19 protein-coding genes are annotated in these 19,740 nt (G+C 71.4%); 9 read left to right on the top strand and 10 right to left on the bottom strand.

What is annotated here, in order from left to right; all coding sequences use genetic code 11:
• Positions 1 to 165: 165 nt before the first annotated feature.
• The 5 genes from AWQ68_RS16330 to nucS form a co-directional block, all read right to left on the bottom strand.
• Positions 166 to 783 carry a response regulator gene (locus tag AWQ68_RS16330; protein ID WP_066941211.1) on the bottom strand — a complete coding sequence of 206 codons (618 nt, stop codon included), beginning with the start codon at positions 781 to 783 and terminating at the stop codon, positions 166 to 168.
• 6 nt (positions 784 to 789) lie between these two features.
• The gene (locus AWQ68_RS16325; RefSeq protein WP_084464062.1) at positions 790 to 2,085 is read right to left on the bottom strand and encodes a sensor histidine kinase; all 1,296 of its coding nucleotides are present in this window, start codon (positions 2,083 to 2,085) and stop codon (positions 790 to 792) included.
• Positions 2,082 to 2,930, bottom strand: a complete 849-nt coding sequence (locus tag AWQ68_RS16320) for an ABC transporter permease (protein WP_245655944.1) — start codon at positions 2,928 to 2,930, stop codon at positions 2,082 to 2,084. Before AWQ68_RS16320 ends, AWQ68_RS16325 begins: the two co-directional genes overlap by 4 nt.
• Before the next feature lie 28 nt (positions 2,931 to 2,958).
• Positions 2,959 to 3,792 carry an ABC transporter ATP-binding protein gene (locus AWQ68_RS16315; RefSeq protein WP_066941209.1) on the bottom strand — a complete coding sequence of 278 codons (834 nt, stop codon included), beginning with the start codon at positions 3,790 to 3,792 and terminating at the stop codon, positions 2,959 to 2,961.
• A gap of 85 nt (positions 3,793 to 3,877) precedes the next feature.
• On the bottom strand, positions 3,878 to 4,540 hold the full coding sequence (nucS, locus tag AWQ68_RS16310; RefSeq protein ID WP_066941207.1) for an endonuclease NucS: 663 nt from the start codon (positions 4,538 to 4,540) through the stop codon (positions 3,878 to 3,880).
• Between the two features lie 68 nt (positions 4,541 to 4,608).
• Between nucS and AWQ68_RS16305 the strand changes: the two genes are divergently transcribed.
• From AWQ68_RS16305 to AWQ68_RS16280, 6 genes are all read left to right on the top strand, one after another.
• The gene (locus AWQ68_RS16305; protein ID WP_066941205.1) at positions 4,609 to 6,117 is read left to right on the top strand and encodes a 3-hydroxyacyl-CoA dehydrogenase family protein; all 1,509 of its coding nucleotides are present in this window, start codon (positions 4,609 to 4,611) and stop codon (positions 6,115 to 6,117) included.
• Positions 6,118 to 6,230: 113 nt separating this feature from the next.
• Entirely contained in the window at positions 6,231 to 6,581 is a 351-nt protein-coding gene (locus AWQ68_RS16300; RefSeq protein WP_084464061.1) for an Rv1322 family protein, read from the top strand.
• Positions 6,582 to 6,643: 62 nt separating this feature from the next.
• Positions 6,644 to 7,354, top strand: coding sequence for an alpha/beta hydrolase (locus tag AWQ68_RS16295; RefSeq protein ID WP_066941203.1), 711 nt, complete (start codon positions 6,644 to 6,646; stop codon positions 7,352 to 7,354).
• Between the two features lie 83 nt (positions 7,355 to 7,437).
• Complete coding sequence (locus AWQ68_RS16290) at positions 7,438 to 8,199, top strand: SDR family NAD(P)-dependent oxidoreductase (protein WP_084464076.1); 762 nt, start codon at positions 7,438 to 7,440, stop codon at positions 8,197 to 8,199.
• 136 nt (positions 8,200 to 8,335) lie between these two features.
• Positions 8,336 to 9,106, top strand: coding sequence for an alpha/beta fold hydrolase (locus AWQ68_RS16285; protein ID WP_066941199.1), 771 nt, complete (start codon positions 8,336 to 8,338; stop codon positions 9,104 to 9,106).
• Positions 9,107 to 9,323: 217 nt separating this feature from the next.
• Complete coding sequence (locus AWQ68_RS16280) at positions 9,324 to 10,307, top strand: helix-turn-helix transcriptional regulator (RefSeq protein ID WP_218006894.1); 984 nt, start codon at positions 9,324 to 9,326, stop codon at positions 10,305 to 10,307.
• Between the two features lie 133 nt (positions 10,308 to 10,440).
• Here the strand turns inward: AWQ68_RS16280 and AWQ68_RS16275 are convergent, their stop codons facing one another.
• Both AWQ68_RS16275 and mce read right to left on the bottom strand, forming a co-directional pair.
• Entirely contained in the window at positions 10,441 to 11,733 is a 1,293-nt protein-coding gene (locus AWQ68_RS16275) for a DivIVA domain-containing protein (protein WP_066941196.1), read from the bottom strand.
• 187 nt (positions 11,734 to 11,920) lie between these two features.
• On the bottom strand, positions 11,921 to 12,343 hold the full coding sequence (gene mce / locus AWQ68_RS16270; protein WP_066941194.1) for a methylmalonyl-CoA epimerase: 423 nt from the start codon (positions 12,341 to 12,343) through the stop codon (positions 11,921 to 11,923).
• A 142-nt stretch (positions 12,344 to 12,485) separates the two neighbouring features.
• Between mce and AWQ68_RS16265 the strand changes: the two genes are divergently transcribed.
• Positions 12,486 to 13,679: an acetyl-CoA C-acetyltransferase gene (locus AWQ68_RS16265; RefSeq protein WP_066941192.1), complete on the top strand. Its 1,194-nt coding sequence runs from the start codon at positions 12,486 to 12,488 to the stop codon at positions 13,677 to 13,679.
• Positions 13,680 to 13,820: 141 nt separating this feature from the next.
• Positions 13,821 to 14,804: a methylmalonyl Co-A mutase-associated GTPase MeaB gene (meaB, locus tag AWQ68_RS16260; protein WP_066941191.1), complete on the top strand. Its 984-nt coding sequence runs from the start codon at positions 13,821 to 13,823 to the stop codon at positions 14,802 to 14,804.
• A gap of 14 nt (positions 14,805 to 14,818) precedes the next feature.
• On the opposite strand, the gene AWQ68_RS16255 is transcribed toward meaB, so the two are convergent.
• Both AWQ68_RS16255 and AWQ68_RS16250 read right to left on the bottom strand, forming a co-directional pair.
• Positions 14,819 to 15,508 (bottom strand): DUF4230 domain-containing protein, encoded by a 690-nt coding sequence (locus AWQ68_RS16255; RefSeq protein WP_245655943.1) that lies wholly within the window; start codon positions 15,506 to 15,508, stop codon positions 14,819 to 14,821.
• A 65-nt stretch (positions 15,509 to 15,573) separates the two neighbouring features.
• Positions 15,574 to 16,890 (bottom strand): hypothetical protein, encoded by a 1,317-nt coding sequence (locus tag AWQ68_RS16250; protein ID WP_066941189.1) that lies wholly within the window; start codon positions 16,888 to 16,890, stop codon positions 15,574 to 15,576.
• A 394-nt stretch (positions 16,891 to 17,284) separates the two neighbouring features.
• Between AWQ68_RS16250 and AWQ68_RS16245 the strand changes: the two genes are divergently transcribed.
• The gene (locus tag AWQ68_RS16245; protein WP_066941331.1) at positions 17,285 to 17,791 is read left to right on the top strand and encodes a MarR family winged helix-turn-helix transcriptional regulator; all 507 of its coding nucleotides are present in this window, start codon (positions 17,285 to 17,287) and stop codon (positions 17,789 to 17,791) included.
• Between the two features lie 85 nt (positions 17,792 to 17,876).
• Here AWQ68_RS16245 and AWQ68_RS16240 read toward each other — a convergent pair whose 3' ends face one another.
• Positions 17,877 to 19,595 (bottom strand): S8 family serine peptidase, encoded by a 1,719-nt coding sequence (locus AWQ68_RS16240; RefSeq protein WP_066941187.1) that lies wholly within the window; start codon positions 19,593 to 19,595, stop codon positions 17,877 to 17,879.
• Positions 19,596 to 19,740: the final 145 nt, after the last annotated feature.

The raw sequence follows: 19,740 nt of genomic DNA, 5'->3' as shown, positions 1-19,740 counted from the left end.
AATGGCCCCCCAGGAGGAACCATTATGGACGCAAGATCCTTTATGCGAAAGTATCTATAAATTAGCGCTTTCGGCCGCCCGAAAGGAAGGTCATTTACTTGACAAGCCGGTCAAGTGGGGCCTGTATTCGATCTTGATTCGGCCTTTTACGGTAGGTAACCATGGCTAGATGAGGCCGCGGCCGAGCGCGGTGGTGACGGCCGCGGTGCGATCGGAGACGCCGAGTTTGGCGAAGACGCGGAGCAGGTGGGTCTTCACCGTCGCCTCACTGATGAACAGCTCGGTCCCGATCTCCGCGTTCGTCAGCCCGCGGGCGACGAGCGAGAGCACCTGCGCCTCGCGCGGCGACAGGGACTCCGCGACGGGCGCGCGCATGCGCGTGACGAGCTTCGTGGCGACGGACGGGGCCAGCACGGTCTCTCCCCGCACCGCCGACGCGACCGCGGCGAGCAGGTCGGCGCGGGAGATGTCCTTGAGCAGGTAGCCGGCCGCGCCCGCCTCGACCGCCCGCACGATGTCCTGGTCGGTCTCGTACGTCGTCAGCACGATCACCCGGCTCTCCGGGCGTTCCGCCAGGATGCGCCTGGTCGCGTCGACGCCGTCGCCCGACGGCATCCGCAGATCCATGAGGATGACGTCCGGCCGCAGCTCACGGGAGCGTACGACGGCCTCGTCGCCGGAGCCGGCCTCCCCGACCACGTCCACGCCGGGGTCGGACTCCAACATGCCGCGCAGGCCCTGGCGTACGACGGGGTGGTCGTCCACGATCATCAGGCGAACCACGGAAGGTCACTCTCCATCTCGGGAATCGGGCGGCGGCGCCGGCGAGGGCAGGGTGACGGTCAGGGTCGTCCCCGGTCTGGTGGCCGCGTCGGCCGCGGGGATCGCGTCGGTCATGGAGCCGGTCACGGTCAGCGCGCCGCCTTCCTGCTCGACGCGGCTCCGCATGGCGCGCAGGCCGTACCCCGAGGTCGGGCCGGGGCCGAGGCCGCACCCGTCGTCGCGGACCGTCAGCGTCACCTCGGCCACGCCGTACACGAGGCGGACCTGGACGGCCGACGCGGCGGCGTGCTTGCGGACGTTGGCCAGGGCCTCCTGCGCCGCCCGCACCAGCACCACCTCGGTGTTGGCCGGCAGCGCGCGCGAGACGCCCTCGACCGCGAAGGACGCCTGGAGGCCCAGCTCCTCGCCCAGCCGGGCGGTGAGCCGCCGCAGCGCCTCGTCCAGGGTGGAGCCGTCCAGCGGGGCCGGGCCGAGCGCCGCGACGAGGGCGCGCGCCTCCGCCAGGTTCTCCCTGGCGGTCTGTACGGCCAGCGCCAGATGCCGTGATCCCGGCGCCGGCCCCGGCTGCGCCTCGGCGGCCTGGATGAGCATGATGATGCTGGTGAACCCCTGGGCGAGGGTGTCGTGGATCTCCCGGGCCAGCCGTTCGCGCTCGGCCAGCGCGCCACGCTCGGCGGACAGGCGGGCGACCTCGGCGCGGCTGGCGGACAGCTCCTCGATGAGCCGCGCGCGTTCGGTGCTTTGGGTGATGATGCGGCTGATCCACGACCCGAGGACGGCGGCGAACGCGATGCCGATCAAGACGATGGAGACGAACCCGAGGTGCCCGGTCGTGCCGTACGCCGCCAGGAACATGGTCACGGGGCCGGCGTTCAGCGCCAGCAGTACCGCGACGGCGTATCGGTCACGCAGGAGCATGAACGCCTGCGGGCAGAGCGCGAACAGCCCCATGGTCGCCGAAGTCGTGATGATGGTGGCCGGGACGAAGGTCGCGATCATCACGCCCACATAGAGCAGGCCGCGGCGGTCGCGGGCGCCGCCGTCCCCGAGCGCTGGGCGGCCGAGGAGCAGATACCCGGCCGCGCAGCAGCCGAGCAGCGCGAGCGCGACCGTCCTGGCGGCCGGGGTCAGGTCGTGGTCCGCGAACACGAGCGCGATCGTGACGGCCAAGACCACGGAGTACAGCGTCTCCCAGCCGCGGAACGCCTTCCACGCGTGGCCGGCGCCGGGCTCGCCGTCCCCGGAGGGGGCGGCGACGCCCTCGGCGAGGGAGCGCCGGTTCCGGCGCCAGGCCGTGCTCATCCGTCGCGGCGGCCCTTCCAGCGGAAGGTCGTCAGGCACAGCACCAGACCCCCGATCACCCACGCGGCGAGGACCAGGGCCACCCGGTCCAGCTCGTACGACTTCGTCAGCTCAAGCGTGGCGCCGTCGTCCCCGAGGAACACCGCGCGGAACCCCTGGCACATCCACTTCAGCGGGAACACCGAGGCGACGTTGATCAGCCACTCGGGCATCTGGGTGAACGGGATGAAGACTCCCGAGATGAACTGCAGCACCACGAACGGCATGCTGATGACCGCGGCGGCGCTCTTGGCCGAGCGGGGGAGGCTGCTCGCCGCCGTGCCCAGCAGCGCCGCGGCGGTGACCCCGAGCACGAACACCCAGGCGAAGGTCACCCAGCTCGACACCTGGCCGGGCAGGTCCAGGTCGTACATCAGGACCCCGATGGCCAGCAGGATCGCGACCTCCAGGAACGCGATCACCAGCACGTTGATGATCTTGCCGATGAAGTAGGCGCTGCGCGGCATGGGCGTTCCGGCCAGCCGCTTCAGCGTGCCGTCGTCGCGGTCGCCCGCGATGCCGATGCCCAGATTCTGGAAGCCGGCGCCCATCACACCGGCCCCGATCAGCCCCGCCGTGTAGAGCTGCGAGACGGTGACCCCGGTCCCCTCCAGGCTGCCGGCGAAGATCGAACCGAACAGCATGAGCAGGATGATCGGGAAGGCGAAGGTGAACACGACGGCGTCCTTCTCGCGGAAGAACATCTTCGTCTCCACCATGCCCCGGGACAGGCCCAGCTTCAGGGCGGAGGGCATCGCGTGGGCGGGGGCCGCAGGGGGAGCGGTCTCGGTCAGGGTCTCATTCACGGCGTCACTCACTGATTCATTCACTGCGTCATTCACCGGGGGCCTCGATCAGCTTGAGGTAGACGTCTTCGAGCGTGGGACGGGCGACGGACAGGCCGGGGACCTCCCCGTCGTAGCGGCGGCTGAGCTCCAGGACCGTCTTGGTCGGCGTGTCCGTCTCGACCGAGCCCTCGTCCCAGCTCACGAGGGCCTTCGCGGTGGCCCGGCCGCCCAGCGTCGCGGGCTCGCCCTCGGCGACGATCAAGCCGCCCGCGATGACCGCGACCCGGTCGGCCAGCGCCTCGGCCTCGTCCAGGTAGTGGGTGGTCAGCACGATCGTGCTGCCCGTGTGCGCCAGCCCCGCGATCAGCTCCCAGAACTGCCGCCGGGCCTCGGGGTCGAAACCGGTGGTGGGCTCGTCCAGGAAGATCAGCTCCGGGTTGCCCAGGACGCCGAGGGCGACGTCCACCCGCCGCCGCTGCCCGCCGGAGAGCTGGCGGATCCGCTTGTTCGCGCTCTCGGAGAGCCCCACGGCGGCGATCACCTCGTCGGGGTCCCTCGGGTTCGGGTAGTAACCCGCGAAGTGGCGCACCGTCTCGCGCACGCTCAGCTCGGCGGCGTCGTTCGCGGTCTGCAGGACGATGCCGATGCGGGAGCGCCATTCCCGAGTAGGCCGGCCCGGGTCGACGCCGAGCACCGACACCTCGCCCGCGTCCCGCTTGCGGTACCCCTCCAGGATCTCGACGGTCGTCGACTTGCCCGCCCCGTTGGGGCCGAGAATGGCGAAGACCTCGCCCCGCCTGATGTCGAGGTCGATGCCCCTGACCGCCTGAACGTCGCCGTACCGCTTGGTCAGGCCGCGGACCTCAATGGCGTTTGTCATGCTGCAAGGATCTACCGGCGCTTTACGCCAGGACACCCCTGGTCGACTGAATCCCGGTGTCCACCGTTCGGTGGACACGCGGCCGTCAGAAGAGCGTGGGATTCTCCGGCTCGATGCCGCGGAGCGCGTCGTAGTCGAGGGTGACGCAGTCGATGCCGCGGTCGACGGCCAGCACGCGGGCCTGGGGCTTGATCTCCTGCGCCGCGAAGACGCCCTTGACCGGGGCGAGCAGCGGGTCGCGGTTGAGCAGCTCCAGATAGCGGGTCAGCTGCTCGACGCCGTCGATCTCGCCGCGGCGCTTGATCTCCACCGCCACCGTGCCGCCGAGGTGGTCGCGGCAGAGGATGTCCACCGGGCCGATGGCCGTCATGTACTCGCGGCGGATCAGCGTCCAGCCGTCGCCCAGTGTGGTGATGTGCTCGGCGAGCAGCTCCTGCAGGTGCGCCTCGACGCCGTCCTTCTGGAGCCCCGGATCGACGCCCAGCTCGTGGCTGGAGTCGTGCAGCACCTCCTCGATGGTGAGGATGAGCTTCTCGCCGGTCTTGCCGTGGGTCACGGTCCAGGTGCCGTCGTCCTCGCGCAGCTTGCACGGGGGGTTCATCCAGTTGAGCGGCTTGAACGCCCGGTCGTCGGCGTGGATGGAGACGCTGCCGTCCGCCTTGACCAAGATGAGGCGGGGCGCCATGGGCAGATGGGCCGTCAGCCTCCCCACGTAATCCACGCTGCACCGCGCGATGACCAGCCGCATAGCGGCCAACCCTACCGGTCGCGCCGCCTGCCCTCTGCCGGATCGGACCCCTCTGGGAGACTGACCCCATGGCGCAGACGTTTGAGACTGTCGGTGTGGTGGGACTCGGCACCATGGGCGCGGGGATCGCCGAGGTCTTCGCCCGTTCGGGCCGTCGAGTGATCGGTGTCGAGGCCGACGACGCGGCCCTGGAGCGCGGTCGCGGCCACCTGGAGCGCTCGACCGGCAAGGCCGTCGCCAAGGGCAAGCTCACTGAGGACGCGCAGCGCGAGATCCTCGGCCGGGTCACCCTCACCACCTCGCGTGAGGACCTGGCCGACGCCGACCTGGTGATCGAGGCGATCCCGGAGATCATGGAGTTCAAGCGCGGCCTGTTCGCCGACCTGGACCGCATCTGCAAGCCGTCCGCGGTGCTCGCCACCAACACCTCGTCGCTGTCGGTCACGGCGATCGCCGCCGGCACGTCGCGGCCCGGTCAGGTGATCGGGATGCACTTCTTCAACCCCGCCCCGGTGATGAAGCTGGTCGAAGTCGTCCACACCGTGGTCACCGACGACGGTCTCGCCGACGACGTCGCCGCGCTCGCCCGGAGCCTCGGCAAGACCCCGATCACGGCCGGCGACCGCGCCGGGTTCGTGGTCAACCGGCTGCTGCTCGGTTATCTCAACCACGCCTGCGCCCTGCTGGAGTCGGGCGTCGCCGGCCGCGACGACATCGACGCCGCCATGAAGCTGGGCGTCGGGCTGCCGATGGGGCCGTTCACGCTGCTCGACCTGATCGGCCTGGACACCTCCTACGAGGTGTGCGAGGTCCTGTTCCGCGAGACCCGCGACCGGCGGCACGCGCCCGCGCCCGTGCTGCGCGAGCTGGTCACCGCAGGGCTCCTCGGCCGCAAGACCGGCCGCGGGTTCTACTCCTACGGCGAAGCCGCCCCCGCCGCGCCGAAGGCCCGCCGGGCGGCCTCCGTGTCCACGGTCGGGATCGTCGGCGGCGGGCCGGACGCGGCGGCGCTCGCCACCGCCCTCGAGCGCGCCGGGTTCAAGCCCGTGGTCGCCGAGAGATCCGACCTGACCGCGGTCGGCGAGGCCGACGTGGTCCTCGCCCTGTCCGACCGCCCGGTCGTCGAGCTCGCCGTACGGCTGCCGCACCCCGAGCGGCTCGCCGGGCTGCACCTCGTGGGCGACGGCGTGGCCGAGGTCGCCTCCACCGTGCTGACCTCGCCGGAGACCGCCGCGGCCGTACACGACCTGGTGAAGATCCTCGACCGCACCCCGGTGATGTGCGGGGACCGGGCCGAGTTCGTCGTCAACGCCCTGCTGTACGCGTATCTCAACGACGCGGTCCGCATGCTGGAGTCGGGGTACGCCTCCGCGGGCGACATCGACACCGGGATGCGGCTCGGCTGCGGATATCCGGCGGGGCCGCTGGAGATGCTCGACGCCATCGGCCTGGAGGCGGTCAGGGACGGGCTGCGCGCCCTCTACGCGGAGTACCGCGAGCCGGCGTTCGCTCCCGTGCCGCTGCTCGACCAGCTCGTCACGGCCGGCGTGCGGAGCATCCGGGAATACGCCGGCTGACCGCTCGTTCTGACTGACATGACCCCCGTCGCGCCCTCTCCGCCCCCTGCCGTGCCGTACTCTTCCGTCCGTACGCGCCCCGAGTGGGTCGCGCGCGTCCGCGAGGAGGCCCCGTGAGCCCGCGCCGCGCACGCCGTTCCGACGGCTCCTCGCGCCGCTCAGGGCGTCCCGGGTACGGCGGACGCGGAGCCGAGGCCGACGAGGAGGGCCTGGGCTTCGCCGGACGGTTCGGCATCGGCCAGGTCGAGGAGTGGCCCGACGGCGAGTGGCAGGTGCGGCGCATCGTCGGCGGGGCGGCGGACAAGATCTACCGCTGCCCCGGCTGCGACCAGGAGATCAGGGTCGGGCTCGCGCACCTCGTCTCCTGGCCCAACTGGACCGGCGGCGAGAACGAGCGGCGCCACTGGCACACCGCCTGCTGGCGCAACCGGGTCAACCGCGGCCCCGGCCGCACCCGCTACTGACGGCCACGACCGTCGGCGGGTTGTCGCGGGCTTTTCAGAGGAACTGTGCAGGAGGTTTGGGGATGGTGGCGGAGATCCGGGCGTCGACGGTGCTGCCCGCGCGGCGGGAGGACATCGAGCTGCACACGGCCGACGGACTGACGCTGGTCGGCGAGATCGCGCTGCCCGAGGACAGGCCCCCCGCGGCCACGCTGGTCTGCCTGCATCCGCTGCCGACCCACGGCGGCATGATGGACAGCCACGTGCTGCGCAAGGCGTCGTACCGGCTGCCCGCGCTGGCCGACCTCGCGGTGCTGCGCTTCAACACCCGGGGCACCACCTCGGATCGCGGGACGTCCGAGGGCTCCTTCGGCCACGGTGAGGACGAGCGGTTCGACGTGGCGGCGGCCCTGGAGTACGCCGAGTTCCACGACCTGCCCCGCCCGTGGCTCGTCGGGTGGTCGTTCGGCACCGAGCTGGCGCTGAAGTGGGGCCGGGACCCGCTCGTCGAGGGCGCGATCCTGCTCTCGCCGCCGCTCCACCGTGCGACGGACGCCGACCTGGACGCCTGGGCGGAGTTCGGCCGGCCCCTGGTCGCGCTGGTGCCGGAGCACGACGACTACCTGCGGCCCGATGAGGCGCGTACGCGGTTCGCCCGGGTGCCGCAGGTCGAGGTGGTCGGCGTGGAGGGCGCCAAGCACCTGTGGGTGGGGGAGCCGTACGTGCGGATCGTGCTCGACGAGATCGTCAAGCGGGTGAACCCGGCCGCGGGCCCGCTGCCCACCGAGGTCTGACATCCGGGCCGGATGCCACCGTGGGTGCCGAAGCGGTATAAATCAGGAACAGTAGAGCTATGTTCTGTTCCAGTGGAGGCACCGTGCAGGCGTTCGATCTCTCGGGCAAGAAGGCGTTCGTCACGGGGGCGTCCCGCGGCATCGGCCGGGCCATCGCCCTCACGTTCGCCGAGGCGGGCGCGGACGTCGCGCTCGTCTCCCGCTCCGCCGAGAGCCTCGCCCAGGTGGCCAAGGAGATCGAGGACCGCGGGCGCTCGGCCCACGTGATCCCCTGCGACGTGACCGACCGCGACGCCGTGGCACCCGCCGTCCAGGCCGCGATCGAGGCGCTCGGCCACGTGGACGTCGTCGTCAACAACGCCGGAGGATCGAGCTTCCTCGCCGAGTTCAAGGACCTGCGGCTGACCGGCTGGGACAAGCTCATGCGGCTCAACCTGGACTCGGCGATGGCCGTCCTGCACGCGTTCGCCCCCCACCTGCTGGAGCGCGGCGGCGGGTCCGTCATCAACGTCGCCTCCGTCGCCGCCAAGGGCGCGCCGTTCCTCGCGCCGTACGGTGCGGCGAAGGCGGGGCTGGTCGCCCTCACCAAGACCCTCGCGGTCGAATGGGCGTCCCGCGGCGTACGGGTGAACGCGCTGTGCCCGGGCTGGACGGCGACCGACCTCAACCGCAACCTGTGGGAGGACGAGAACGCGAGCAAGGCCACCATCAGCGGCGTCCCGATGGGCCGCTGGGGGACCGCCGAGGAGATGGCCCAGCCCGCGCTGTTCCTCGCCGGCCCGGCGTCCGCGTACATGACCGGCCAGGTGCTCTTCGTCGACGGTGGCCAGACCGCGATGTCCTGACCGTTCGCTCTCGGCGGGTCGACCTTCCTAGAGGCCCGGACAACCGCGGGGTGGGGGGCTCGCCACGCCGTTCGTACGAGCGCGTGGCGAGGGGCCAACGGGTTCATTGACGGCGATCGCGGGTTACGTTGGCCAGATGCGGCTCTACTCGCGATCAGCCGGCTCCGGGACGCCTGTGGTCCTGCTCCACGCCTTCCCGCTCTCCTCGGCGATGTGGCAGGCGCAGCGTGAGGGGCTCGCGCGCGCCTGCACGGTGATCACTCCAGACCTGCGCGGCTTCGGCGGCTCACCCCTCGGAGACGACGCGCCCTCGCTCGACGTCATGGCCGACGACGTGGCGCGGCTCCTCGACAGCGAGGGGATCGAGCGCGCCGTGGTCGGCGGCCAGTCCATGGGCGGGTACGTCACGATGGCCTTCTGCCGTCGCCACGCCGACCGCCTGCTCGGCGTGATCCTCGCCGACACCAAGGCGGCCGCCGACCCCGCGCCCGCGAGGGAGAACCGCGAGCGGATCGCCGAGGCGGTCCTCCGGGACGGCCCGGCCATCCTCGTGGACGAGGTCCTGCCGCCGCAGCTCGGTGCCACGACCGCGCGGCGCAGGCCCATGGTGTCCGGCCGGGTACGCGGCCTCGTCCAGTCCGCGCCGCCTCCGGCCGTGGCGTGGGCGCAGCGCGCCATGGCGGCCCGCCCGGACTCCTTCGACACGCTCCGCGCCCTGACGGCGCCCGTGCTGGTCATCGTGGGCGACGAGGACGAACTGTCCCCGCGGGCCGATGCGGAGGCGATGGCCGGGGCCGTGCCCGACGGCAGGCTCGCCGTCGTCCCTGAGGCGGGCCATCTGTCCGCGATGGAGAATCCCGAGGCGTTCAACCACGCCGTCGCCGACTTCGTCCGTTCCCTGCCCTGAACGGGGAGACGCGGGAAACCGAGACGCACAAGGCGGAGGACGAGCTAAGCGGAGGGGGCGGACGAGGCGGACGGGGTCACCGTCCAGGCCTGCGTCCCCTCCCTCTGCTTTCCTCCCTCAGGAGCTCGCGGAGGCAATACTCCGCGTTGGCTCCATGTCGCTACCTTTGCGATGCGACACGACGATTGTGATACAAACATGTGACCTGATCCGGCCAATGACCGGAACATGCCACGGAGGTGCCACGTTGTGGGACGCCATCGGTTTGGACGTCCTGGAAGAACGGATCTACCGCCTGCTGCTCCGTGACCCCCGCTGCTCCGTCGAGGAGTGCGCGCGGCGGCTGGAGGCGTCGCCCGACGCGGTCCGCGCCTCGGTGGACCGGCTCATGGAGCTCGGCCTGCTGGAGTCGGCCGAACGGCGCGGCCTGCGCGCGGCCGACCCCAGGATCGGCCTCGGCGGGGCGATCCGCCGCCGCCGGGCCGAGCTCGACCGGCTCAGCCTGGTGGCCGACGAGCTGGCCGCCGACTTCCAGGAGGGGCTGCTGCGCGCCGACCCGGAACGGGTGATCGAGGTGGTCGAGGGCAGCGCCGCCGCGAGCCGCCGGGTGGGGGAGCTGCTGGCCGGCGCGTCCAAGGAGGTGCTCGCGCTGGACGCCCCGCCGTACGCCGCCTCCTCGGGGACGTCGATCAGCGCCGAGGAGTCCGCGCTGGCGCGGGGCGTGCGCTGTCGCGCGATCTACTCCTCCGCCGTGCTGGACCTGCCCGCCAAGCTCGATGAGATCCGGCAGATGATGAGCCTGGGCGAGCAGTCGCGGGTCCACGCCAACCTGCCGATCAAGCTGGTCCTCGTCGACGGCGCGACCGCCCTGCTGCCGCTCACCGGCAACGAGGAGGGCGTTCACTTCACCTCCGTCGTCGTACGGCACAGCGCCCTCACGGACGCCCTCGTCGCCCTGTTCGAGACGCTGTGGCGCGAGGCGGCCCCCCTGGCGGGGACGTCGTCCGTACCGGCTCTGGACGCGGTGGACCGGCAGATCCTGGAACTGCTCGCGGTGGGGATGAAGGACGAGGCGATCCTGCGGCACCTCGGCATCTCCGAGCGGACGCTGCGGCGCCGGATCGCCTCCCTGCTCGGCCGCCTGGGCGCCACCGGCCGCTTCCAGGCCGGCGTCCAAGCCGCCCGCCGCGGCTGGATCTGACGCCCCCACCCGAGCGCCCCGAGCCCGCGCGAGCGAAGCGAGGCAAATGAGCAGGGCCCGGCGGAGGTGATCCGCCGGGCCCTGCTCATGGTGTCGCTATAGCCGTCGCCTGCTCCCCCGTAAGCGCCGGTTGTTACTCCTGCCACCACTCGGCGTCGTCGTCGGCCTTGCTGCCGGCCTCGACGGGCTTGGAGACCGAGACCGGCTTGTCGGCGCTGGGTGCGGCCGACAGCGCGGGCTTGGCCGGGGAGGCCGCGACCGGCGCCGGCTCGGCGTCCATGCCCGGCAGCGGGGCGCCACCGAGGAGCTGCCGAAGCTGGGCGAGGTGGCTGGTGATGCTGTCGCGCTGGCGGGTCAGCTCGTCGACCTGGCGCTGCATGGCGGTGCGGGTGCGCTCGGCCTCGTTCTTGGCGTCGGTCACGATCGACTCGGCGCTGGACTTGGAGTCGGCCACGAGCTGGTCGGCGTTCTTCCGCGCGTTGGCGAGGAGCTGCTTGGCGTGCGCGTCGGCCTCGCGCCGGGTCTGCTCGGCCTGCTGGGTGGCCTTGCTGGCCCGCTGCTCGGCCGTCGCGGCGCGCTGCTCCGCCTCGGCGACGAGCTTCTGCGTGTTGGCCTGGGCGGTGGCGTGGCGCTCGGCCTCCTGCCGCTCGGCCTCCTCGCGCCGGGAGGCGAGCTGGATCTCGAACTCCGCCTCCTCCTGGGCCCGCTTGGCCTCGGACTCCTCCAGGACGCGCTGCGCCTGGGCGCGCATCTCGTCCGCCTGGCGCTTGGCGGTGGTGAGCACCTCGTCGCGCTCGCGCTTGGTGGAGGCCCGGAGCTGGGCGACCTCGCGCTCGGTGGTGGTGCGCAGCTTGGCGATCTCCCGCTCGGCGTCCGCCCGCTTCTCCGCGACCTCGTGGTCGGCGGTGGCCCGGACCTTCGCGACCTCGCGCTCGGTGGTCGAGGTCAGCTCGTCGGCCTCCCGCTTGGCGGTCGCGCGGATCTCCTCGGCGTCGCGCTCGGCCGTGCTCCGCATGTCCTCGGCCTCGCGGGCGGCGAGGGCGCGCTTCTCAGCGGCCTCGTTCTCGGCGGCGGCGCGCATGTCGGCGGCGTCCACCTTGGCCTGCGCCTTGATCTCGTTGGCCTCCGACCTGGCGGCCTGGACGAGCTCGGTGGCCTGTTCCTCGGCAAGACGAAGCAACTGCTCAATGCGGGCGCCGAGACCGGAATAGGTCGGACGCTCCTGCTCCTGCAACTGACGCTGCGAGTCGGAAAGCTCTCGCTGGAGCCCGCTCACCTGTTCACGCGCCTGACGCAGTTCTGTGTCGAGCGTCTTCAAGTGGTCGTGGACCTGGTGCCGGTCGTAGCCGCGGAGCACCACGTCGAATTCCCGAGAAGGGGCGTCTTCAAAGAAATTGTTGAGTTGGGCGTCGATGTCGGACTGCATGAGGCTCGATCCTGGGTTGTCGAGACGGCTACACGGGCCGGACGGGGGGTTCGGACAGCCGAGGCGGGGAGCCCATCCGGGTCCACGTCCGGTGGTACGCCAGCGTACTCCGGTACTGCCGCGTTGGCGGCCCCCTCCGACTTTATGCGCGACTTGTTACGTGTGAACCTTTCTTGCGTTCAGAGGGTCAATGCCGCGCCGTCTCGACCAGCTCCGTCAGGACTCCTCCCACGTCTTTCGGGTGGAGAAACGCGATTGACGCACCCATTGAACCGTGCCGCGGACGCTCGTCGATGAGTTTTATGCCCTTTGCGGCGATATCCTGCAGAGCTTGCGTGACATCGGCCACTCCATAGCCAATGTGGTGCACGCCCTCGCCGCGCTTCGCCAGGAACTTGCCGACGGCGGTGTCGGGGTGGAGCGGCTCCAGCAACTGCACGTACGACGCCCCGCTCGGCGCGTCGGTGACGTGCAGCATCGCCTCCTTGACGCCCTGCTCCTCGTTGACCTCCCGGCTCACGACGGTGAGCCCGAAGGTCGTCTCGTAGAACTCGATCTTCTCTTCGAGGTTGTGGCACGCGATGCCCACGTGGTCGATCCTGAGCAGCATTTCCTCACTCCTCCGCGTCGCGATCCGCGCTCTCGCCACTCTGCCAGGCCCGGAAGATGTGGGCGACCACCATGGCGATCACTCGGACACTCCTGGGTATCGTGACATCGTCGCCCAGATCCCGTGATGGAGGCCCCATCCAATGTCCGGTTCCGTGATCGTCGCAGGAGCTCGTACGCCCATCGGGCGCTTGCTCGGTTCGCTCGCCGGCCTGTCCGGCGCAGACCTCGGCGGCATCGCCATCAAGGCGGCGCTGGAGCGCGCAGGCGTCGCCCCCTCAGACGTGCAGTATGTGATCATGGGGCAGGTGCTCCAGGCGGGCGCCGGCCAGCTCCCGTCCCGGCAGGCCGCGGTCAGGGCGGGCATCCCCATGGCCGTCCCGTCGCTGACGATCAACAAGGTGTGCCTGTCCGGGCTCGACGCCATCGCGCTGGCCGACCAGCTCATCCGGGCCGGCGAGTTCGACATCGTCGTCGCCGGCGGCATGGAGTCCATGACCAACGCGCCGCACCTGCTGCCCGGCCTGCGCAAGGGCGTCAAGTACGGCCCGGCCGGCGTCGTCGACTCCATGGCCTACGACGGGCTCACCGACGCGTTCGACCAGCTCGCCATGGGCGAGTCCACCGAGCGGCACAACGCCAGGTTCGGCATCACCCGCGAGGAGCAGGACGAGTTCTCCGCCCGCTCGCACCAGCTCGCGGCCAAGGCCACCAAGACCGGCGTCTTCGAGGACGAGATCGTGCCGGTCACCCTCCCGGGCCGCAAGGGCGCGGAGCCCATCGTGTTCTCGGCCGACGAGGGCATCCGCGGCGACACCACGGCCGAGACGCTCGCCGGGCTGCGGCCCGCCTTCGCCAAGGACGGCACCATCACGGCGGCCTCCGCCTCCCAGATCTCCGACGGCGCCGTCGCGGTCGTCGTCATGTCCCGGGCGAAGGCCGAGGAGCTCGGCCTGGAGTGGCTGGCCGAGATCGGCGCGCACGGCAACGTCGCCGGTCCGGACAACTCGCTGCAGTCCCAGCCCGCCAACGCGATCAAGCACGCGCTGGCCAAGGAGGGCCTGACCGCCGACGACCTCGACCTCATCGAGATCAACGAGGCGTTCGCCCAGGTCGTGCTCCAGTCCGTCAAGGAGCTCGATGTCCCGCTGGACAAGGTCAACGTCAACGGCGGCGGCATCGCCCTCGGCCACCCGATCGGCGCGTCCGGCGCGCGGATCGTGCTGACGCTGGCCCACGAGCTGAAGCGGCGCGGCGGCGGCGTGGGCGCGGCCGGCCTGTGCGGAGGCGGCGGCCAGGGCGACGCCCTGATCGTCCGGGTGCCCTCCCGCGGCTGATCCGCCAGCTTTCCGCCGCCTCTCCGTGTCCGCCTCTCCGTGTCCGCCTCGCGGCCCGGCGCGCGCCGTACGCGCCGCCGGGCCGGCCTGAGATCGCGTGTCTAGGCTTGAACCGCGGGCGGCGAGCGATGCGGAGGTCTGATGGACATTGGGACGCTCGTGGCGGACGCGCGGCGCGGGCGGCCGCGGGCGGTCGCCCGGCTGATCACGCTGGTCGAGAACGCCGCCGCGACTCCGGGCGGCGACGAGCGGCTGCGCGAGGTGATGGCGGCGTTCGCCACCGCGTCCGGCCCCGAGGCCGAGGGCGGCCGCAGGCCGTACGGCGCGCGCGTGATCGGGCTGACCGGCTCTCCGGGCGTGGGGAAGTCGACCTCGACCGGGATGCTCATCCGGGCGTTCCGCAGGCGCGGCCGGCGGGTGGGCGTCCTGGCCGTGGACCCGTCCAGCCCGTTCACCGGCGGCGCGCTGCTCGGCGACCGGGTGCGGATGCAGGAGCACGCGACCGACCCCGAGGTCTTCATCCGGAGCATGGCGAGCCGCGGCCACCTCGGAGGGCTCGCCTGGGCCACCCCGCAGGCCCTGCGGGTGCTGGACGCCGCCGGGTGTGACGTCATCCTGGTCGAGACCGTCGGCGTCGGCCAGGCCGAGGTGGACGTGGCCCGGCTGGCCGACACCACCGTCGTCCTGCTCGCGCCGGGGATGGGCGACGGCATCCAGGCGGCCAAGGCCGGCATTCTCGAGGTCGCCGACGTGTTCGTCGTCAACAAGGCCGACCGCGACGGCGCCCAGGCCCTGGTCCGCGATCTGCGGAGCACGGTCGCGCCTCTGCGCGGGCCATGGCGGCCGCCGATCGTCTCCACGGTGGCCTCGAAGGGCGAGGGGGCCGACGACCTGCTCGCCGCGCTCGACAAGCACGCCGCGTACCTCGACGAGTCGGGGGAGCTGCGCCGCCGCCGGCTGGCCCGCGCGCGGGACGAGATCGAGACCATCGCGCTGGCGCGGCTGCGCGCCCGGTTCGCGCCCGAGGGCCGCGAACGGCGGCTCGACCGCCTCGCGGAACGCCTGCTGGCGGCCGAGACCGACCCCTACACCGCCGCCGACGAGCTGCTCGCCGACCTCGGCTGAGCCGTCCGGCGGCGTCAGGGCTCGGAGGAGTACTGGATCATGACGTCGGTGAAGCCGAGCGTCCGCAGCATGCCCTCCAGCATCGACCGGGTGTTCTCGTCGGCCCGTGCGCGCAGGTCGCTGGACGCGGCCGCTTCGGCGATCTTCTTCTCGGCCAGCACGTACAGCTCCTGCTGGTTCTGCGGCGAGGACGAGAGGAAGTCCGACACGCGGTCGAGCAGGCCGCGCTGCTGGGCGAACACGTACGACCGCTTGTTGTCCAGGTTGGGCTTCTCCAACTGGGCGTGCGGGAGCCGTACGGTGACCGAGGTGCGGTCGGGTGAGACGGTGATGGCGTTCTTGGCGAGCGCGCCGAAGTCCACGTAGGCGTCGACGTTCCCCGCGCCCACGAAGAGGGTTCTGGTGCCTTTGATGGCGTCGGGCAGGAAGGCGGCGTCCTTCTCCAGATCGACGACGACCTGGAAGTTCCCGGTGGCGGCCTCGAACCGGCTCAGGTTCTGGATCGACCGCAGCAGCACGGGGCCGCTGCGGTCGACGGTGCGCTCGCCGAACGGGTCGAGCCAGGAGAGGGCGAGCCGCGCGCCGACGACGAGGATCAGCACGGCGAAGAGAAGCCCGGCGAGCAGTCGCCAGCCGCGCCGGGAGCGCCGGGCCGGGGGTTCTGGGGCCGGCGAACCCTGGGGGGCTTGAGTCTGGCGGTTCACGGAGGGAATCTTCCCGTGATCGGCCATGTCTCACCTTCGCGCTGCATGTAGTGATAACGCGGGGTTCAGTGGGCGCCGGAGGGCTGCCGGGCCGTCTCGTCCGCCTCGGGAGTGGGGGTCTCGCGGCGCGACGGAGCGGTGTCCTCGTGCTCGTACGGGGGGTTCATGGGGTAGCTGGGGGCGGCGGGGGCGTCCCGGCGGACGTCTCCGCCGAAGTAGCGGCTCTGCAGCCGGCAGGTGGCGAAGTCCGTGTAGAACATCCGCAGCCAGTCGCGGCGCTGCGTCTCGGTCAGCCGGGCGAACCAGGCGGCGGCGTGCCGGTGCTCGGGCAGCGGACCCGAGGGCAGCGGCTCGTCGCGCAGCCAGGCGAGGACGATCGCGCGGTATCCGTCGGCCGGGGAGCCGGGGCACGGCCGGGCCAGCCTCTCGACGAACTCGGACGCCGCCCGGTCCGCGTACCCGGGGTCGAGGTCGTCGACGTGGATGGGCACGATGCCCTGGCCGGCCTCCTCGGTTTCGGAGCGCGTCCGCTGCTCGACCCGGTTGAACGCGGCGGGAGTGCCGGCCAGGCGGGCCGCGATCGTGGTGAACGTGCTGCCCAGCTCGCCGAGCCCGCCGCGCATCCCCGGATGCACGCACACGACGATCGGCCACTCCTGGCAGGTGTAGGCGATGTTCTCGCTCGCCGAGACCGCCTGCGGCTCGCTCAGCAACCGGGCCACCCCCGTGCCCGCGGCGAGCAGCGCGATCATCGCCGCGGCCAGCGCGAGCGCCTGCCGGGTGATCAGTGCCGCCCATCCCAGCAGGATCGCGATGGTGATGCCGACCAGCCACAGGGCCTGGTCGGTGAGCGTCGCCGCCGGCATCATCCGCAGCGCGTCGTACGGATCGCGCACCGCCGGCGCCAGCCGGTCGGCCCAGGGCGCGCCGCCGGCGAGCCACGTGAACAGCGCGTACGTGCCGAAACCGGCGATCAGCGGCGCGAGGGCGACGGGGGCCACCCAGCCGACCACCCAGCCCGCGACCACATAAAGGGAGAGGCCGGCGGCCCCCATGGCGACCCCGCCGGGTAGCGGGCCGTCGCCCTCCCCGGTGATCAGGGCGCGGATGGTGAGCACGGTCATGGTGGCGGCGAAGGAGCCCACCACGACCATGAGGATCGCGAGCGGCGGCCGCACCGCCTGCCACGTGGTGAGCGCGCGCAGGCGGTCGGCGCGGCGGCGGCGCGCCGCGACCCACGCGGCGAAGGCCGCGGCGACCGGACCGGTCAGCCGGAGCGACCCGATGACCGCGACCACGATGTTGTCCCAGTCCATGACGCCCGGAATGAGGACGCTCCACGCGCTGACGAGCCCAAGCACGAGCAGCACGGCCAGAAGCACGACCGCGCCCTGCTTGAGTTCCTCGCGTGAAACGCCTCTCCGGCTATCCACGGCCGGGCGCGGCCCCCGGCCACGCCCACGGCCGTGCGCGGCGCGACTTCCGCGCCGTCACATGCTTGTTGCCCATCGAACAAACCCCCCGTGCGGGTGGGCGGCGGCGCGGACCGCGCCGGTCCCCGTGGCGCTGGTCGCAGGGCGTGCCCGCCGTGGCCTGCCGGCTAGCAGACTTGGCTCGCGTTGCCCTCCGGGTTTGCCGCCGCCTCACCTTTTGACGTGGCAACCATAACGGAGCGTGATGTTTGACGCCGGAGTTCTGGGGTCAAGGAATCAATTTGGTTACACAGCGTACGCAGCGCAAACGGGACTAAGGTCGCGCTAACGTATCGCTGTGTTCATCTCGAAGCCGCTCAACCTGCCGTTCGACCCCATTGAAAGGGCCGCCGAGAGCTGGCGAGCGAACTTCGGGCCGTCCTCCGCGATGGCCGCCGTAACTTCGATCATGAGAGCCCACCAGATACTCCTGGCGCAACTGGACGCGCTGCTCAAGCCGTACGATTTGACCTTTGCGCGCTACGAGGCGCTGGTGCTGCTCACGTTCAGCAAGGCGGGCTCGCTGCCGCTCTCCAAGATCGGCGAACGGCTCATGGTGCATCCGACGAGCGTGACCAACACGGTGGACCGGCTGGAGCGGGCCGGGCTCGTGCGCCGGATGCGCAACCCGCGCGACGGGCGCGGCGTGCTCGCCGAGATCACCGACAGGGGCCGCGATGTCGTGCGGCTCGCCACCGCCGACCTGATGGCCGCCGACTTCGGCCTCGCGATGTACGGCGAGAAGGAACTGGGCGAGATGTTCGACGTGCTGCGGACGCTCAGGGTCGCCGCCGGGGACTTCGCCGACTGAGGGCTCGGCCGGCGCCGGACGGCCTCCCGGCCCCGACGCGCCGGCGGACCGTGCGGTCCGCCGGCGGTCAGAAGAGGGACGCGGTCTATCGGCGGACGGCGTTCAGGGCGTCGACGATGCCCTTGCCGTAGAAGCCGTTGCCGCCCGTGCCGCCCTCGCACGTGTGCGTGACGGTCACGGTCGAGCCGGACGGCAGGTGCCGCGTGTAGGTGAGCGCCGCCGGGTTCGGGCACGCCATGGGCGTGGCCGTCCCGAGCAGGATCTGCTCCACGGCGGCGGGGTCCATGGCCAGACGGCCCGGGTGCCGGGTGCTGGGCCTGCCGTACTTGCTGACGATCAGGGCGGCGACGCCGGCGGCGCGCGGCGAGGCCATCGACGTGCCCTGGAGGTACTGGTAGTAGCCGCAGGTGGAGCCCTTGCAGTCCTTCACCACGTAGGGGACGGTCGGCTCGCCGTTCTGGTCGATCTCGCCGTTGGCGACGGCGAGCGCCTTCGGGTACGCGGCGAGGGTCGCCTTGCCGATGTCGCGCGTGTTGTCGGGCGTGTCGTACACGTCGCCGCCCGGGGAGGCGACGTCCACGAAGCCGTTGCCGTAGTTGGAGTAGTACGCCTTCCGCTTGCTGACGCCGGTCGACGAGACCGAGATCACGTGGGCGCCCTGGCCGGGCATCGACTTGCAGCTGGTCGGCGTGATCGTGCGGGGGTACGGCGCCCGGCCGGGCACGCTCACGAAGTCCGGGCTGGTCGTGTCGACGTTGGTCTTGGTGTAGTCCATCGCCTCGTTGCCCGCCGCGCTGACCAGGGTCACGCCCTTGTTGTGGGCGTAGTCGAGCGCCCGCTGGGTCGCCTTGATGACGGTGGCCTGCTCGAGCTGGTTCTCGGGGGAGTCGGCCGGGTTGTCCACGCAGTTGAACAGCCACGGGTCGACGTAGTAGCTCATGTTGACCACGTTGATGCCGATATCGCCCGCGTAGGTGAGCGCGTCCACGGTCGGCTGCAGGAAGAAGTAGCCGGAGTCCTGACCGGCCCGGATGTTCACGATCGTGACATTGGGGGCCACGCCCGAGACGCCGAGCTTGTTGATCGGGGACGCGATCGACGACGCGACGTGCGTGCCGTGGCCGTCGCCGTCCACGTCCACGGGGTCGACGCAGGAGGCCACCTCGCAGGGGCCGTCCACCTCGTTGCCGTCGGCGTCCGTGGGGATGTCGACGGTGAAGTTGCGGCTCAGCGCCTTGTTGAAGTTGGGGGCGATGTCCGGGTGGGTGCCGTCCACTCCGGTGTCGATGATGCCGACGAGCACCCGCTTGTCGCCGCGCTCGTACTTGTGCGCCTCGTTCGCGTGGATCTGGTCGAGGTCCCACTGCAGGTCGCTGAGCGGCTCGTTCGTGGGCTTCTTGCCCCTCTTGGCGTGTGCGGCGTCGGCCCTGCCCTCCTTCTCGACCGCCTTGGACCGGATGGCCTTGCCGACGCCCGGCTGGACCTTGGCGGTCTTGGGCGCGACGCCGATGGCGCGGTTGCGCGCCACCCCTTCGATCGCGGAACTGCCCCTGATCGCGGCGACGAATCCGTTGTTGGTCGTGGTGACCGTCGCCACGCCCACCGCCTCGTTGACCTTCACGATGGAGCCGCCGGCGGCCTCGATCGCCTTCTGGGCGTCGGCCGCGTTCGTGCCTTCCTTGTAGAGGACGACGTACTCGGTCTGCCCGGCCGGCTCGGCCGTGGTGCGCACCGCCTGTGCCGGCGACGCCAGAGCGGCCGCGGCGAGTGCCGCGGCCGCGGCGACGACAATGACGCGCTTCACATCCACCTCCTGTGTGGACATCAACCATGCGCGTCTCATGTTTCGGTATTGACGGCCCCTGTCATAGATCCGTGCTGATTTGCAGCCAAGGTGTGATCTTTGGCGCTGCCGTTACCCAGCGGTCGGTGCTATGGCGGGATTTAGT

Origin of the sequence: Microtetraspora fusca, from assembly GCF_001570365.1 — a bacterium.
In the GTDB taxonomy this organism is placed as follows: domain Bacteria; phylum Actinomycetota; class Actinomycetes; order Streptosporangiales; family Streptosporangiaceae; genus Microtetraspora; species Microtetraspora fusca.
Note: the sequence above shows the minus strand (reverse complement) of the source record. Positions and strands in the feature narration are given on the sequence as shown.